Genomic DNA, 14551 nt, shown 5'->3' with positions numbered 1-14551 from the left:
TGTGTATAAGAGACAGGTCTTTAGGGCCTCATCGGGGGCAAGCCCCCTCCCACATTTGAACGGCGTATACAGATCAACTGTGGGAGGGGGCTTGCCCCCGATGGCAGTCTCAAGACCGCTGCAAAAACGCCTGATGCATCTGTGCCAGGGTCTCGAAATGCCAAGTCGGCGCCTCGGCATTCAACTCTTCAAAACTGCCAAACCCATACCCCACCGCCGCCGAATCCAGCCCATTGCTGTGCGCACCGATTAGGTCATGCTTGCGGTCACCAATCATCAGGGTGGTGCTCGGGTCCAGGCCTTCTTCACTGATCAAATGCGCGATCAGCTCGACCTTATTGGTACGCGTGCCGTCCAATTCGCTGCCGTAGATCACCTTGAAGTGCTTGGCGAAATCGAAATGCCGGGCGATCTCGCGGGCAAATATCCACGGCTTGGACGTCGCCACATAGAGCTGGCGGCCCTGGCTGCCCAGGTCTTCCAACAGCGGCATCACGCCGTCGAATACCCGGTTTTCATACAGGCCGGTGACCTTGAAGCGCTCGCGATAGAAATTCACCGCTTCCCAGGCCTTGGCCTCGTCGAAGTCGTAGAACTGCATGAAGGCTTGCAGCAACGGCGGGCCGATGAAGTGTTCCAGTTTGCTCAGGTCCGGCTCGTCGATACCCAGCTTGCCGAGGGCGTACTGGATCGAGCGGGTGATGCCCTCGCGCGGGTCGGTGAGGGTGCCGTCCAGGTCGAACAGCACGGTTTGGTAAGGCAGGCTCATCGGTCGAATCCTTCAGCCAGGTGCAAGTCTTTGAGCTTCACGTAGTTCGCGGCGCTGTAGGTGAAAAAGGCGCGTTCTTTGTCAGTCAGTGGGCGAATCTGTTTAACCGGGCTGCCGACATACAAAAAACCGCTTTCGAGTTGCTTGCCCGGCGGCACCAGGCTGCCGGCGCCGATGATCACGTCGTCCTCAACCACGGCGCCGTCCATCACGATGCTGCCCATGCCGATCAGGATGCGGCTGCCCACGGTGCAGCCATGCAGCATGACTTTGTGGGCAATGGTCACGTCGTCGCCGATCAACAGCGGGAAACCGTCCGGGTTGAAGGGGCCTGCATGGGTGATGTGCAGCACGCAGCCGTCCTGCACGCTGGTGCGCGCACCGATGCGGATGCGGTGCATGTCGCCACGGATCACGGTCAGTGGCCAGACCGAGCTGTCGGCGCCGATTTCGACATCGCCGATCACCACCGCCGAAATATCGACAAAAGCCCCGGCGCCCAGGGCCGGCGTGTGGTTCTGATAGGTGCGAAGGGTCACGATAGCCTCTCTCTCTTCTGCTGATAGCTGCGGTGGACGTTGATTGTAATTAAGATGGCCCCATCTTTGTTCTTACCTGTTTCTTCAGCCAAGGTGCCAACCGTGAGCGCGAACAACCCTCTTCTGCAGTCCTACGACCTGCCGCCGTTCTCGGCGATCCGTGCCGAGCACGTCCAGCCGGCCATCGAACAGATCCTCGCCGACAACCGCGTTGCCATCGAAGGCATCCTGCAAAGCCAGGGTAAAAACCCGACGTGGGCCGGCCTGGTCCTGGCCATGGATGAACTGAACGACCGCCTGGGCGCCGCCTGGAGCCCGGTCAGCCACCTTAATGCCGTGTGCAACAGTGCCGAACTGCGCGAAGCCTATGAAGGCTGCCTGCCGGCGTTGAGCGCCTACTCCACCGAGATGGGCCAGAACCGTGCGCTGTTCCAGGCCTTTGAAGCCCTGGCCAACAGCCCGGAAGCCGCCGGTTTCGACGTGGCGCAAAAAACCATCCTGGAACATTCTCTGCGCGACTTCCGCTTGTCGGGTATCGATTTGCCGCCCGAGCAGCAAAAACGCTACGCCGAAGTGCAAAGCAAACTGTCCGAGCTGGGCAGTAAGTTTTCCAACCAGTTGCTGGACGCCACCCAGGCCTGGACCAAACACGTGACCGATGAGGCCACCCTCGCCGGCCTGACCGATTCGGCCAAGGCGCAGATGGCTGCCGCTGCCCAGGCCAAAGGCCTCGACGGCTGGCTGATCACCCTGGAGTTCCCGAGCTACTACGCGGTGATGACCTACGCCCAGGACCGCGCCCTGCGTGAAGAAGTCTACGCGGCCTACTGCACCCGTGCGTCGGACCAAGGCCCGAATGCCGGTCAGCATGATAACGGCCCGGTGATGGAACAGATCCTCGACCTGCGTCAGGAGCTGGCTCAGTTGCTGGGTTACGCGTCGTTCTCGGAACTGAGCCTGGCCACCAAGATGGCCGAGTCCAGCGACCAGGTGCTGAGTTTCCTGCGTGACCTGGCCAAGCGCAGCAAGCCGTTTGCCGCCCAGGACTTGCAACAGCTCAAGGCTTACGCCGCCGAACAAGGCTGCGCCGACCTGCAAAGCTGGGACAGCGGTTTCTACGGCGAAAAACTCCGTGAACAACGCTACAGCGTGTCCCAGGAAGCCCTGCGCGCTTACTTCCCGATCGACAAAGTGCTCGGCGGCCTGTTTGCCATCGTGCAGCGCCTGTACGGCATCGAGATCGCCGAGCAGAAAGGCTTCGACACCTGGCACCCGGATGTCCGCCTGTTTGAAATCAAGGAAAACGGCCAGCACGTCGGCCGCTTTTTCTTCGACCTGTACGCCCGCGCCAACAAGCGCGGCGGTGCCTGGATGGACGGCGCCCGCGACCGTCGCCGCACGATTGACGGCGTGCTGCAAAGCCCGGTGGCCAACCTGGTGTGCAACTTCACCCCGGCCGACAGCGGCAAGCCTGCCCTGCTGACCCACGATGAAGTCACCACGCTGTTTCACGAGTTCGGCCACGGCCTGCATCACCTGTTGACGCGTGTTGAACACGCTGGCGTGTCCGGCATCAACGGTGTGGCCTGGGATGCGGTGGAGTTGCCGAGCCAGTTCATGGAGAACTGGTGCTGGGAGCCGGAGGGCCTGGCGCTGATCTCCGGTCACTATGAAACCGGTGAGCCACTGCCCCAGGACCTGCTGGAAAAAATGCTCGCAGCCAAGAACTTCCAGTCCGGCCTGATGATGGTGCGCCAGCTGGAATTCTCGCTGTTCGACTTCGAACTGCATGCCACCCACGGTGATGGCCGCAGCGTGGCGCAAGTGCTTGAAGGCGTGCGCGATGAGGTATCGGTGATGCGTCCGCCGGCCTACAACCGCTTCCCTAACAGCTTTGCGCATATCTTTGCCGGGGGGTATGCAGCGGGTTACTACAGCTACAAGTGGGCCGAAGTGCTGTCGGCGGATGCTTTCTCCAAGTTCGAGGAAGACGGCGTGCTCAATGCCGAGACCGGCCGTGCGTTCCGCGAAGCCATCCTGGCACGTGGCGGTTCCCAGGCACCGATGGTGCTGTTCGTCGACTTCCGCGGACGGGCGCCGTCGATTGACGCACTCTTGCGCCACAGCGGCCTGAGTGAGGACGCGGCAGCATGAGCGAAGGGCCTGTGATTACCAAAAAGCAATTTATCGCCGGGGCGGTCTGCCCGGCGTGCAGTGAGCCGGACAAGCTGAAGATGTGGACTGAGGACAACGTACCGCATCGCGAGTGTGTGGCCTGCGGTTATACCGACACCCTCAATGACCAGGGGCTGTCGGTGCCCAAGGAGTTGGGGACGCGGGTGAATACCTCGGCGTTGAAAGCGCCTGCGGACCCTAAGGTGCAGGCGGTGCAGTTTTTCCCCAACCCGAAGCTCAAGAAAGAGTAACGTCTGGTGCCCGCTCCCTGTGGGAGCGGGCTTGCCTGCGCCGCGGGCACGTCCGGCTCTCACAGCACGTGCACTACGGTGCTTTTTCGTCCTTGCCCGTTGTCGTGATCCAATCTTTCATCGAACACAGCGCAAATGCACTGGTGCTGCAATCGCCACTCGCCAACGCCGTGCGCAACTTGTCGACATCGGCGCGCATCATGTAGCGAACGCCGTCCTTGAAGCCATTGCTGGTGCCGAAACCGCCCAAGCTCATTTCGTTCAAGGCATCTTCCTTGCTCCATCCCTGGATCACTACCCGATACATCGCCGCCATCAGGCCGGTACGGTCAGAGCCGTGCTTGCAATGCATCAGCACAGGGCCGTTGGCCTCGGCTTCCCGGATAGCTCTCAGTGCCGCCAGCACGTCGGAGTCATCTACGTGGTTGGTGCGATAACTCAGCTGTACCTGTCGGATGTTGGGGGACTTGAGCCAATCGGCATCGGATTCCGGTAGGAAATTGATCACGGTGCCAATCTTCAGTTTTTCCAGCAGAGGCGCCGCGTTGCCGTCCGGTAGCGCGCTGCGGTAGAGCGTGGGCGTCATCTGGTGAAGGTTGTATTGGTTGCCCACAGGCTGCGCCCATTCGGCTGAACGGATGGACGTGGGCTCGTCGGCGTGGGCGTAAGCGCTGGTGAAGAGTGCCACGAGCGCGAGGCCTACACCCGACAACCATTGATTCTTGAGCATCTGTGACATGACCGGGCAGAAGGGTGGAGAGGGTGTTCAGCTTCGTCTGCCGGGGGTCAATGAGGCGTGAGGTGCCCGTCAAAGAATCGTGAATCCCTCAGTCTTTAGTCGCTGAAACGATTCTCTACATCCTTAGCCTGCTATCATTTGTAACTATTGATTGCTGCTGCGTTCTATCTCCTTGGATCTTTTGGATCCAACTCGCTGCTCAAAAACACCAAGCCACTCCCAGAAGCGGCTGATAAACCCGTGACCACATGATGAGGTGCCACCATGTCTGATCAAGATCAAGACAACCCCCGGCGTGACTTTTTGCGCAAATCCTTGACCTTGATCCCGGTGGTCACGGTTGCCAGCACCGGCCTTGGCGGTTCGATGCTGATGGCGACGCCTGAACCCGTCCAGGCTGCGCCTGCCAAGCCTGTGGCTGACGAAAAAGCCTACGAGCCGACTTACTTCACGGCCGAGGAATGGGCGTTTATCAACGCCGCCGTCGAGCGTTTGATCCCCGCTGACGCCCAAGGCCCGGGTGCCCTGGAAGCCGGTGCGCCGGAATACATCGACCGCCAGATGAATACGCCGTATGCCAGCGGAGCCCTGTGGTTCATGCAAGGCCCTTTCAACGCCGATGCGCCGCCGGAAATGGGTTGGCAGAGCAAATTGGTCCCCAAGGAGATCTACCGCTTAGGTATTGCCGCGACGGATGCCTGGTCGAAGGCGTTCAACGGTAAGGTTTTTGCTGCGCAAGACAGCGCTACCCGAGACGATATGTTGCGCCGCCTGGAGGCTGGCGGTGGCGAAGTTGCTGCGCATTTCGAGGCGGTGCCGCCGAAGATATTCTTCAATCTGTTGCTGCAAAACACCAAGGAAGGGTTCTTCTGCGACCCGATTCACGGCGGCAACAAAGGCATGGTCGGCTGGACCATGATCGGCTTCCCCGGCGCCCGCGCCGATTTCATGGACTGGGTGGAACGCAACGAGCAGTACCCCTTCCCGGCCGTTTCAATCCGTGGCGAGAGGGCATAAGCGTGGCGACCATCATGAAGAAAGTGGATGCAGTGATCGTAGGCTTCGGCTGGACCGGCGCGATCATGGCCAAGGAACTGACGGAAGCAGGTCTCAACGTGGTCGCGCTGGAACGCGGCCCGATGCAGGACACTTACCCGGACGGCAACTATCCCCAGGTCATCGACGAATTGACCTACAGCGTGCGTAAGAAACTCTTCCAGGACATCTCCAAAGAGACGGTGACCATTCGCCACAGCGTGAATGACGTTGCCCTGCCTAACCGTCAGTTAGGTGCGTTTTTGCCGGGCAATGGCGTGGGGGGCGCGGGCCTGCACTGGTCGGGCGTGCATTTCCGGGTCGACCCGATCGAGCTGCGTATGCGCAGCCATTACGAAGAGCGCTACGGCAAGCAGTTCATTCCCAAGGACATGACCATCCAGGACTTCGGCGTCAGCTATGAAGAGCTGGAGCCGTTTTTCGACTACGCGGAAAAAGTCTTCGGCACCTCCGGCCAAGCCTGGACCGTGAAAGGTCAGCGAGTAGGCGAAGGCCGTGGCGGCAACCCGTATGCACCGGATCGCTCCAACCCGTTCCCACTGGAAGCGCAGAAGAACACCGTCTCCGCACAGCTGTTTCAGAAAGCGGCTGCCAGCGTGGGTTACAAACCCTACAACCTGCCGTCAGCCAATACATCGGGGCCTTACACCAACCCCTACGGCGCGCAGATGGGCCCGTGCAACTTCTGTGGCTTCTGCAGTGGCTACGTGTGCTACATGTATTCCAAGGCCTCGCCGAACGTGAACATCCTGCCCGCGCTGCGGCAGGTGCCGAACTTTGAGCTGCGGCCCAATTCCCACGTGCTCAAGGTCAACCTCGACAGCACCAAGAGCAAGGCCACCGGCGTGACGTATATCGACGCCCAGGGTCGCGAATGCGAGCAGCCGGCCGATCTGGTGATTCTCGGTGCCTTCCAGTTTCACAACGTGCGCTTGATGCTGTTGTCGGGCATCGGCAAGCCCTACGACCCGATTACCAATGAGGGCGTGGTGGGCAGGAACTTCGCCTACCAGAACATGGCGACCATCAAGGCGTTCTTCGACAAGGACACCCACACCAACAACTTCATCGGTGCGGGCGGTAATGGCGTGGCCATCGATGACTTCAACGCCGATAACTTCGACCACGGGCCTCACGGCTTCGTGGGCGGTTCGCCGATGTGGGTGAACCAGGCCGGCAGCCGACCGATTGCCGGCACCTCCAACCCGCCGGGTACCCCAGCCTGGGGCAGCGCGTGGAAGCGCGCCACCGCCGATTACTACACCCATCAAGTGTCGATGGATGCCCATGGCGCCCATCAATCCTACCGGGGCAACTACTTGGATCTGGACCCGGTTTACCGCGATGCCTACGGCCTGCCGCTGCTGCGGATGACGTTCGACTGGCAGGAAAACGACATCAAGATGAACCGCTTCATGGTCGAGAAAATGGGCAAGGTCGCCGAGGCGATGAACCCCAAGGCGATTGCCGTGCTTGGCAAAAAGGTCGGTGAACACTTCAACACCGCGTCCTACCAGACCACCCACCTCAATGGCGGTGCGATCATGGGCACCGACCCGAAAACCAGTGCGTTGAACCGTTACCTGCAGTGCTGGGATGTACACAACGTGTTTGTCCCAGGCGCCTCCGCGTTCCCACAAGGCTTGGGCTACAACCCTACCGGCTTGGTGGCGGCGCTGACCTATTGGTCGGCCCGTGCGATCCGCGAGCAGTACCTGAAAAACCCCGGCCCACTGGTTCAGGCATAAGGAGCGATGACCATGAAAGCACTTGTTATCGCGACCTTCGCCCTGTTCAGCAGCTGCTCGGTGAGCGCCGCTGAAACCGACTTGATCAAGCAAGGGGAATACCTGGCCCGCGCCGGTGACTGCGTGGCCTGCCACACCGCCAAGGGCGGCAAACCCTTTGCCGGCGGGCTGCCGATGGAAACCCCCATCGGTGTGATCTATTCCACCAACATCACCCCGCACAAGACCGGCCTGGGCGACTACAGCTTCGAAGACTTCGACAAGGCCGTGCGCCATGGCGTCGCCAAGAGCGGTAGTACGCTTTACCCGGCGATGCCCTACCCGTCTTACGCACGCGTCAGTGACAGCGATATGCAGGCGTTGTATGCCTATTTCATGAAGGGTGTTGAGCCGGTCGCCCAGGAGAACAAGGACAGCGATATTCCCTGGCCCTTGAGCATGCGTTGGCCGCTGGCGGCGTGGCGATGGATGTTTGCCCCGTCTGTCGAAGAGCATCCGGTGCAGGCCGCTGCCGATCCGGTGATCAGCCGTGGCGCTTACCTGGTGGAAGGCCTCGGCCACTGCGGCGCGTGCCATACGCCACGGGCGTTGACCATGCAGGAAAAAGCCCTGAGCGCCACTGACGGCAACGCCTTCCTGTCCGGCAGCGCGCCACTGGAAGGCTGGATTGCCAAGAGCCTGCGCGGTGACCACAAGGACGGCCTCGGCAGTTGGAGCGAGGAGCAATTGGTGCAATTTCTCAAGACCGGTCGCAGTGATCGCAGTGCGGTGTTTGGTGGCATGAGCGATGTTGTCGTCCACAGCATGCAGTACATGTCGGAAAATGACCTGACGGCTATCGCCCGTTACCTCAAGAGCCTGCCGGCGGTGGACCCCAAGGATCAGCCGCACCCGTACGACAAGCAGGTAGCGGATGCCCTGTGGAAAGGCGATGACAGCCAGCGCGGCGCCTCGGTGTATATCGACAACTGCGCCGCCTGCCACCGTACCGATGGCCATGGTTATACACGCGTGTTCCCGGCGTTGGCGGGCAACCCGGTGTTGCAGACGGCGGATGCCACATCGTTGATCAACCTCGTGTTGAACGGCGGTACTCTGCCGGCTACCCACGCGGCGCCGTCGACGTTCACCATGCCGGCGTTCGCCTGGCGCCTGTCTGACCAGGAGGTGGCCGACGTGGTCAGTTTCATCCGGGGTAGCTGGGGCAATAAAGGCGCGCCTGTGACCGCCAGCGACGTGGAGAACCTGCGCCAGAACGACATGCGTACCACCTCTGGCGATGACCTGGGACAAGTGACGCAAAAGCACTGATCCCTCCCTGGCCGCCAAACGGCACTGGTCAGAAACCTCGCGCCTCGATACTGTATATAAAAACAGTATCGAGGCGCTTTCATGTCTACTCCGCTGCCACCCCGAGGCCGGGGCACGGCCACCAACCTGCACAACCGCTTTGCGCCCACTGCCAGCGTGGCCGAAGACGACGGCTGGTTCCAGGAAGTGCCGCCGACCCAGGGCACCGAAGTGCGCATCGAAACGGCCAAGACCATCATCACCCGCAACAACTCGCCGGACTTGCCGTTTGATCGGTCGATCAACCCCTACCGTGGCTGCGAGCACGGCTGCATCTACTGCTATGCCCGGCCCAGCCATGCCTATTGGGACATGTCGCCGGGGTTGGATTTCGAAACCAAACTGATCGCCAAGACCAACGCTGCCGAGGTGCTGGAGCAGCAACTGTCAAAGCCGGGCTACGTGTGTGCGCCGATCAACCTCGGTTCCAATACCGACCCGTACCAGCCGATCGAGCGCGAGTACACCATCACCCGGCAAACCCTGGAAGTGCTGCTGCGTTATCGCCACCCGGTGACCATCATCACTAAGGGTTCACTGATTTTGCGCGACCTGGACCTGCTCACCGAGCTGGCCCGCCAGCGACTGGTGGCCGTGATGATCAGCCTCACCAGCCTGGATGATGAACTCAAGCGCATCCTCGAGCCACGCACGGCGGCGCCCAAGGCGCGGTTGCGGGCGATTCGGGTGATGCGTGACGCCGGGATCCCGGTGGGCGTGCTGTGCTCGCCGATGATCCCGATGATCAACGACAGTGAATTGGAAAGCCTGTTAACCGAAGCCCATGCCGCTGGCGCGCAAAGTGCCGCATACATGATGCTGCGCCTGCCGCTGGAGGTGGCGCCGTTGTTCGAGGAGTGGCTGGCGGCGCATTACCCGCAACGCGCGGCCCACGTGATGAGCCTGGTGCGTCAGGTGCGGGGCGGTGAGGTTTACGACAGCCGCTTCGGCGTGCGCATGCGTGGCGAAGGGCCGTTTGCCGATTTGCTGGCGCAGCGCTTCAGCAAGGCGATCAAGCGCCTGGGGCTCAACCGGCGGGAAGGCTTCAACCTCGATTGCAGCGCCTTTTGTCCACCGGGCAGGCAGATGGCTTTGTTGTAGACTGAAGAGGTAAAAGGCGACATCCCTGTGGGAATGGTCGCGTTTTGATATCACTGAAAGCCGCGAGATAGAGCGGTTCATTCAGTTTGAGTTAAGTTTCGACGGTTACCTTGTTCAGCGAGTGACTGATGAGTCGGCGGCCCGGTTTGTAGCGTTTACAACTATTGCCTTGGCCTGACGTCGAACTGAGCTGAAAACTCCCCCTGCATTAATCAAGAGGATGAATCATGAGTGACAAGGATAAACAGCCGTTGGCTGCGTCGGCTTCTGCCTCTCCGGTGGCTGAAACCGCCGATGCAGCGCTGCAGCATATCGTTGACGGCTTTTTGCATTTCCATCACGACGTCTTCCCACAGCAGGAAGAACTCTTCAAGAAACTCGCCACGGCGCAGAGCCCACGGGCGATGTTTATCACCTGCGCGGACTCGCGCATCGTGCCTGAGCTGATTACCCAAAGCTCACCGGGCGACCTGTTCGTAACGCGTAACGTCGGCAACGTTGTGCCGCCATACGGCCAGATGAACGGCGGTGTTTCCACGGCCATCGAGTACGCGGTTCTCGCCTTGGGCGTGCAGCACATCATCGTCTGCGGGCACTCCGATTGCGGCGCTATGCGGGCGGTCCTCAATCCCGCCAGCCTGGAGAAAATGCCGACGGTAAGGGCCTGGCTGCGGCACGCCGAGGTTGCCAAGTCCATGGTCGAGGACAACTGCGACTGCGCCAATGAAGGCGAAAGCATGAAGGTGCTGACCGAAGAAAACGTCATCGCCCAACTGCAGCATTTGCGTACCCACCCTTCCGTGGCCTCGCGCATGGCCAATGGTCAACTGTTTATCCACGGTTGGATCTACAACATCGAGACCAGCGAAATCCGCGCCTACGATGCCGACCAGTCGGCGTTCCGACCGTTGGGCGGCGAAGGGCCAATTCCTTCCGCGACGCCTAAAGCGCGCTTCTAAAACACTTCCCTGCCGGGTAAAGCGGTGGCTGCCATGGACGCAGCCAGGCTTTACCGCGCCCGGTAAATGCCTCGGGAGAGTCATCATGCGTGCTGCTCAATTGAAAGCTGTAATACCTCGAGAGCTACTCGCCTCGGTGGTCGTGTTTCTGGTCGCCCTGCCCCTGTGCATGGGCATCGCAATCGCCTCCGGCATGCCGCCGGCCAAGGGCCTGATCACTGGGATCATCGGTGGCCTGGTGGTGGGTTGGCTGGCCGGCTCGCCGTTGCAGGTCAGCGGCCCGGCGGCGGGTCTGGCGGTGTTGGTGTTCGAGCTGGTGCGCCAGCATGGGATGATGATGCTTGGGCCGATCCTGCTGCTGGCAGGCTTCCTGCAGCTGGTGGCCGGGCGTCTGCGCCTGGGTTGCTGGTTCCGCGTCACGGCCCCGGCAGTGGTGTATGGCATGCTGGCGGGCATTGGCGTGCTGATCGTGTTATCGCAGATACACGTGATGCTCGATGGCGCGCCCAAGCCTTCGGGGCTGGATAACCTGGCGGGTTTCCCGGCGGCGTTGGCTGAGGCGATCCCGACCTTGGGCGGCGGATTGGGCTGGCAGGCAGGATTGCTCGGTTTGTCGACGATGCTGGTGATGTACGTCTGGGATAAATTCCGCCCGCAGAAGCTGCGCTTTGTGCCCGGCGCCTTGCTGGGTGTGGGGCTGACCACCGTCGTCAGCCTGGTGCTGGCGTTGCAGGTCAAGCGTGTGGAGGTCCCGGAGAACCTTGCCGATGCCATCGATTGGCTGCGCCCCAGTGATCTGCTGAACCTTGCCGATCCGCAGTTGCTGATTGCGGCCTTCGCCGTAGCGTTTATCGCGAGTGCCGAGACGTTGCTTTCCGCCGCCGCGGTAGACCGCATGCACAGCGGGCAGCGTTCCGATTTCGATAAGGAATTGTCTGCTCAAGGTGTAGGCAACATGCTGTGCGGCCTGGTAGGTGCGCTGCCGATGACCGGTGTGATCGTGCGCAGCTCGGCCAACGTACAGGCCGGTGCTACCACCCGCCTGTCGGCGATGTTCCACGGTGTGTGGCTGTTGGGCTTTGTATTGCTGCTGTCGAGTGTGTTGCAAAGCATTCCAGTGGCGAGCCTGGCCGGCGTGCTGGTGTACACCGGGATCAAGCTGGTCGACATCAAGGCGTTCAAAGCCCTCGGGCGCTATGGGCGGATGCCGATGTTTACGTATGCGGCGACGGCTTTGGCGATCATCTTTACCGACCTGCTGACCGGCGTTCTGGTGGGCTTCGGGTTGACGCTGGTCAAGCTGGCGCTCAAGGCGTCACGGCTTAAGGTCAGCTTGATCGACTTGCCCCAGGACGGTGAGATGGAGCTGCGTCTGATCGGTGCGGCGACCTTTCTGAAAGTGCCGGCGTTGACCCAGGTATTGTCGACGGTGCCTGCGGGAAGCACTGTGCATGTGCCGCTCAATAACTTGAGCTATATCGACCATTCCTGCCTGGAGTTGCTGGAGGAATGGGGACGGGCGAATGCGGCGAAGGGTTCAAGGCTGGTGATCGAGGCGCGTGGGTTGAAGCGCCGGTTGGAAGGTCGGGTGAGGACGACGACCGGGATAGGTTCGGCGGCTTCTACTGGCTGACGAAACCGGATAAAAATGTGGGAGGGGGCTTGCCACCTCCCACATTTGGTTCGCGTCAGACTGAAAGTTTAAGCCGGCTGATCCAACGCCAACTCAACCCCCAACTGCCGCGACAGGCACGGCCAGCGCTTCCACGCCGCTTCCGTGTCCGGGCTTTTCAGTTGTTCGCGATAGGCCTCGACCGACTCCAGCGCAAAGCTCTCTTCGTTAAGCATTTCATCCACCGCGTGGTGCACCGCTTCATCCAGCTGGTTGGCAAACGCTTCGCCGATCAGTTGATGGGCGATGACATTGGCCACGGTGGTATCCGCCGGAATCAACGGCTGACCGAAATGCTTGATATACAGATCGTTTACTTCTTCCACCAGGCGATGAGCCAGGTAAGCCTCGTCCAGCAGGCCATCGAGCCCTTCATGGCCGGCCAGGATAGCGGGTGGTTGCAGGAAAAAATGCTCGGCGATCTTCAGCACCGGCTTGATCTGGCTTTCGATACCGGCCTCGCGGGCCACATCGTTGGCGGCGTCCAGCAACTCCGGGACGAGGTCGATGTAGGCGGTCACAAAGCGGGCCATGACAATGTTGCGATCACCGTCAGCCAGGGCGATGGCCGAATGCAGGTGCGGCAATTGTTTTTCCAGTTGCTGGGCCAGCTGGCCCGTGCTGGCTTCGTGTTGATGAGCACGGGAAATCTGCTCGCGCAATGCGGCGGTGTTCATGAAGGCTCCAGTCATGCAGGCGTAGGAATAGGGAGAGGATAAGGTAGCTCGTTTATACGAGCGCCTCAGACGCATTTGTCATAATTATTTCATGGTTATGCGCGGGCGTTATATCGAATCGCGATAGATAACGGGATAAACGATTCCGCCGCCTATTTCATTAGCCTGAAACACCTCATTTTTGCTCATTTACCCCTACACATTGCGGGGTTGCAGAGCGTGTCTATACTCGGATTTGTACGCGATTAGCTGATGACGCCAGACTGCATAAGCAGGCAAGGCTAAGCGGTTGTAAGCAGTATGGAAGCCGCTCCCTTCGACGCAGGTGCATACCGGCGGGATAACAAGAACGATAAGGGGAACCCGCAATGATGCGACATCCACACGTTTGGATGGGCCTCCTGTTGTGGTCGGTATTCGGCCAGGCGCACGCCGCCTGGACAACGAATATGGCGCCAGGGGCGACAGAAGTCAGTCACGCTGTGTTCGACCTGCACATGACCATTTTCTGGATCTGTGTGGTGATCGGCATCATCGTGTTTGGCGCGATGTTCTGGTCGATGATTGTTCATCGCCGGTCCACAGGGCAGGTTGCGGCCAAGTTCCACGAGAGCACCACCGTGGAGATTCTCTGGACCGTCGTGCCGTTGTTGATCCTGATCGCGATGGCCATTCCGGCAACCAAGACCCTGATCAATATCTACGACAGCAGTGAGTCGGATATCGATATCCAGGTCACCGGCTATCAATGGAAGTGGCATTACAAATACCTGGGCCAGGATGTGGAGTTCTTCAGCAACCTGGCCACGCCCGCCGAGCAGATCCACAACCAAGCCACCAAGGGCGAACACTACCTGCTGGAAGTCGACCAGCCGCTGGTGTTGCCGGTGGGGGCCAAGGTGCGCTTTCTGGTGACCGCCGCCGACGTGATCCACTCCTGGTGGGTACCGGCGTTTGCGGTCAAGCGCGACGCCATCCCAGGCTTTGTCAACGAGGCTTGGACCCGCGTAGAGAAGCCTGGCATCTACCGTGGCCAGTGCGCCGAATTGTGCGGCAAAGACCACGGTTTCATGCCCATCGTGGTCGAGGTCAAGTCCAAGGCCGACTACGAAACCTGGCTGGGCGAGCGCAAGGAAGAGGCCGCCAAGCTCAAGGAGCTGACCTCTAAAGAGTGGACGCTGGAAGAGCTGGTAGCCCGTGGCGACAAGGTCTACCACACCACGTGCGTGGCCTGTCACCAGGCCGAAGGCCAGGGCCTGCCACCGATGTTCCCGGCACTCAAGGGCTCGAAAATTGCCACCGGACCGAAGGAAGGCCACCTGAGCCTCGTCTACCACGGCAAGCCCGGCACCGCGATGGCGGCCTTCGGCAAGCAGCTTTCGGAAGTGGATATCGCCGCCGTAGTGACCTACGAGCGCAATGCCTGGGGCAACAACAAAGGCGACATGGTCACGCCTAAAGACGTGCTGGCCATCAAGCAGGCGGAAAGCAAATGACCTATTCCAAGGCGTTTAC

Annotated in this window: 13 protein-coding genes; 9 read left to right on the top strand and 4 right to left on the bottom strand. The window is 60.5% G+C overall.

The window, feature by feature from the left end; translation table 11 throughout:
• Positions 1–109: 109 nt before the first annotated feature.
• Together K7431_RS22720 and K7431_RS22715 are read right to left on the bottom strand one after the other, a co-directional pair.
• Positions 110–769 carry an HAD family hydrolase gene (locus K7431_RS22720; protein ID WP_012721491.1) on the bottom strand — a complete coding sequence of 220 codons (660 nt, stop codon included), beginning with the start codon at positions 767–769 and terminating at the stop codon, positions 110–112.
• Entirely contained in the window at positions 766–1308 is a 543-nt protein-coding gene (locus tag K7431_RS22715) for a gamma carbonic anhydrase family protein (RefSeq protein ID WP_012721492.1), read from the bottom strand. The genes K7431_RS22720 and K7431_RS22715 overlap by 4 nt, the downstream gene beginning before the upstream one ends.
• Before the next feature lie 102 nt (positions 1309–1410).
• Here K7431_RS22715 and prlC point away from each other — a divergent pair, with 102 nt between their 5' ends.
• Together prlC and K7431_RS22705 are read left to right on the top strand one after the other, a co-directional pair.
• On the top strand, positions 1411–3462 hold the full coding sequence (prlC, locus tag K7431_RS22710; RefSeq protein WP_043204597.1) for an oligopeptidase A: 2052 nt from the start codon (positions 1411–1413) through the stop codon (positions 3460–3462).
• Complete coding sequence (locus K7431_RS22705) at positions 3459–3734, top strand: YheV family putative zinc ribbon protein (RefSeq protein WP_012721494.1); 276 nt, start codon at positions 3459–3461, stop codon at positions 3732–3734. The genes prlC and K7431_RS22705 overlap by 4 nt, the downstream gene beginning before the upstream one ends.
• 73 nt (positions 3735–3807) lie before the next feature.
• Here K7431_RS22705 and K7431_RS22700 read toward each other — a convergent pair whose 3' ends face one another.
• Entirely contained in the window at positions 3808–4464 is a 657-nt protein-coding gene (locus K7431_RS22700; protein ID WP_043206094.1) for a phosphatase domain-containing protein, read from the bottom strand.
• 273 nt (positions 4465–4737) lie between these two features.
• Here K7431_RS22700 and K7431_RS22695 point away from each other — a divergent pair, with 273 nt between their 5' ends.
• The 6 genes from K7431_RS22695 to K7431_RS22670 all read left to right on the top strand — a co-directional run bounded on the left by K7431_RS22695 (position 4738) and on the right by K7431_RS22670 (position 12320).
• Positions 4738–5490, top strand: a complete 753-nt coding sequence (locus K7431_RS22695) for a gluconate 2-dehydrogenase subunit 3 family protein (protein WP_012721496.1) — start codon at positions 4738–4740, stop codon at positions 5488–5490.
• 2 nt (positions 5491–5492) lie between these two features.
• On the top strand, positions 5493–7277 hold the full coding sequence (locus K7431_RS22690; protein ID WP_012721497.1) for a GMC family oxidoreductase: 1785 nt from the start codon (positions 5493–5495) through the stop codon (positions 7275–7277).
• A gap of 12 nt (positions 7278–7289) precedes the next feature.
• Positions 7290–8588, top strand: coding sequence for a cytochrome c (locus K7431_RS22685; protein WP_043204600.1), 1299 nt, complete (start codon positions 7290–7292; stop codon positions 8586–8588).
• An 81-nt stretch (positions 8589–8669) separates the two neighbouring features.
• Complete coding sequence (locus K7431_RS22680; RefSeq protein WP_012721499.1) at positions 8670–9728, top strand: PA0069 family radical SAM protein; 1059 nt, start codon at positions 8670–8672, stop codon at positions 9726–9728.
• A 227-nt stretch (positions 9729–9955) separates the two neighbouring features.
• Positions 9956–10687: a carbonic anhydrase gene (locus K7431_RS22675; protein WP_043204601.1), complete on the top strand. Its 732-nt coding sequence runs from the start codon at positions 9956–9958 to the stop codon at positions 10685–10687.
• An 85-nt stretch (positions 10688–10772) separates the two neighbouring features.
• Complete coding sequence (locus tag K7431_RS22670; RefSeq protein ID WP_012721501.1) at positions 10773–12320, top strand: SulP family inorganic anion transporter; 1548 nt, start codon at positions 10773–10775, stop codon at positions 12318–12320.
• Between the two features lie 68 nt (positions 12321–12388).
• Here the strand turns inward: K7431_RS22670 and K7431_RS22665 are convergent, their stop codons facing one another.
• Positions 12389–13036 (bottom strand): hypothetical protein, encoded by a 648-nt coding sequence (locus K7431_RS22665; protein WP_012721502.1) that lies wholly within the window; start codon positions 13034–13036, stop codon positions 12389–12391.
• A 368-nt stretch (positions 13037–13404) separates the two neighbouring features.
• Here K7431_RS22665 and coxB point away from each other — a divergent pair, with 368 nt between their 5' ends.
• Positions 13405–14532, top strand: a complete 1128-nt coding sequence (gene coxB, locus K7431_RS22660) for a cytochrome c oxidase subunit II (protein WP_012721503.1) — start codon at positions 13405–13407, stop codon at positions 14530–14532.
• Positions 14533–14551 lie beyond the last annotated feature (19 nt).

Source organism: Pseudomonas fluorescens group sp., assembly GCF_020093335.1.
GTDB classification, from domain to species: Bacteria; Pseudomonadota; Gammaproteobacteria; order Pseudomonadales; family Pseudomonadaceae; genus Aquipseudomonas; species Aquipseudomonas petroselini.
The sequence above is the reverse complement of the archived record's forward strand: the minus strand, read 5'-3'. Positions and strand labels throughout refer to the sequence as shown.